3 protein-coding genes are annotated in these 1,440 nt (G+C 42.1%); all 3 read right to left on the reverse strand.

Going from position 1 to position 1,440, the window contains the following annotated elements; translation table 11 throughout:
- Positions 1–44: 44 nt before the first annotated feature.
- A complete protein-coding gene (locus tag AB4486_RS24965) occupies positions 45–515 on the reverse strand; it encodes a hypothetical protein (protein ID WP_136976072.1) in 471 nt (156 codons plus the stop codon).
- Complete coding sequence (locus AB4486_RS24970; RefSeq protein ID WP_136976071.1) at positions 505–693, reverse strand: hypothetical protein; 189 nt, start codon at positions 691–693, stop codon at positions 505–507. The genes AB4486_RS24965 and AB4486_RS24970 overlap by 11 nt, the downstream gene beginning before the upstream one ends.
- Positions 694–880: 187 nt before the next feature.
- Positions 881–1,440 (reverse strand): hypothetical protein (locus AB4486_RS24975; RefSeq protein ID WP_372119387.1); only part of this gene is annotated, 560 nt, incomplete at its 5' end.

The raw sequence follows: 1,440 nt of genomic DNA on the forward strand, positions 1-1,440 counted from the left end.
ATCTAAAGCAGAAGCAGCTTTTTTCATTTCTTGGAAATACATATTCAAATCCCGTTTATAACAATTATTGTTTCGGCTTTTGCTAGCCAATAGTTGGCGGCTAATAGATCTTCTCTTTGTGACACCGTAATGTCATTACGATCTAACTGACGTTGAACCCAGTTCTTGAATTGAGAATTAGTAAAAGTCATTTGTTCACGGTCAAGGGTCGTACGACCAACAGAGTATTTAAGATCGTCGTTCGCTTTGCTGTAGGCATAGAGTACTTGAGAAGCTTCTCTAGCCTTTTTGAGCTGTTCATAGTCAGCCTGTTGCTGAGCTTGTTTAAGTTCGTTCTCATGAGCAGATAGAAGCGTTTCTAACTCATCATCGTTTAGCCATTGACTGAGTCCACCAGCAGTTCGACAAGCAGCTTGAAATGCATCAGGAACTTGATACTGAATGGCATCAAGAACCGCACTAGCAAGCCATTTGTTTGAACTATCACGTTGAACGTGATTCAAGTTAATTTGCATAACCAAGTACTCCTAAACGTGCTTTAAATCGATTAACGTACTTGGTTACGGTGTTTCGAGAACAGTTGTTCTCACGAGCTAATGAACTAATCGATTTGATACCAAGACAAGACAATATTGCCAGTTCGGCACTGGCTATCTCATCAAACCGTTCTGGTCTGCCGCCTGCGTTTATCATGTTATTGCCTCTATGTTGTAAATTTAGAAATGCCGCTTTTCGCACCACTAGCGCGGCTCACTAGCAGGAATTGGAATCATTCGGTGCATGAGAAGATGCATTTCTCATATGCAAGTATTTATATCGAGTTTTTGAGCAGGTTATTGAGCATGAAAAAGCCCTCGACGTGATGCGAGGGTTAGAGCGATTAAAGTTTGGCGTTAATGATGAACTGTAGTTGTTTACTTGCGGCTTCTACGTTGTCTGTGGCTAGAAATGCCGCTGCCTTTGATGTCTGGTCACAGAGCTTTTCTATTGCTTCAAGTTTGCGAATGGCTTCGGCGTATAACTTCTTATCGATTTTGCCACCACGAGCTAACTTACCGCCTTTAGTGCTTGAACGTCGGTAGTCTTCTAGAGTCGTTAAAAACTGGCTGGTCATCTGCCTTGTTTGTATTGCAAGGACTTTAAGCTGCTTAGATTGATTGGCTTGATCGTTGATGTCGTTAACGACTGTTTTCGCGAGTTGTTGCATTTCTTCAAATGAAGCAACAAGAGTTGTTGTGTATGAGTTGATCTGGCGAGTTAACTTAGTTGCTTCACTTGGCTCAAACAAGCTTGATAGAGCGCGTTCAAGTAGTAGTTTTAGTCTTTTGTTCAGTACCTTGCCTGTTTTAGCGGTGTTCTTTCGTAACCATTTACGAGCCGAGTCGATAGCACGAGATTCAGCAAGGAATTCGTCGAATGTCAGGGTGGTTGGTGTTGGTT

It is taken from the genome of Vibrio sp. 10N.222.55.C6, from assembly GCF_041473395.1.
GTDB classification, from domain to species: Bacteria; Pseudomonadota; Gammaproteobacteria; order Enterobacterales; family Vibrionaceae; genus Vibrio; species Vibrio crassostreae_C.

Bases quoted from the DNA above. Each gene is read 5' to 3' on its own strand.
- AB4486_RS24965 (WP_136976072.1), bottom strand. From the start codon at position 515: ATGCAAATTAACTTGAATCACGTTCAACGTGATAGTTCAAACAAATGG.
- AB4486_RS24970 (WP_136976071.1), bottom strand. From the start codon at position 693: ATGATAAACGCAGGCGGCAGACCAGAACGGTTTGATGAGATAGCCAGT.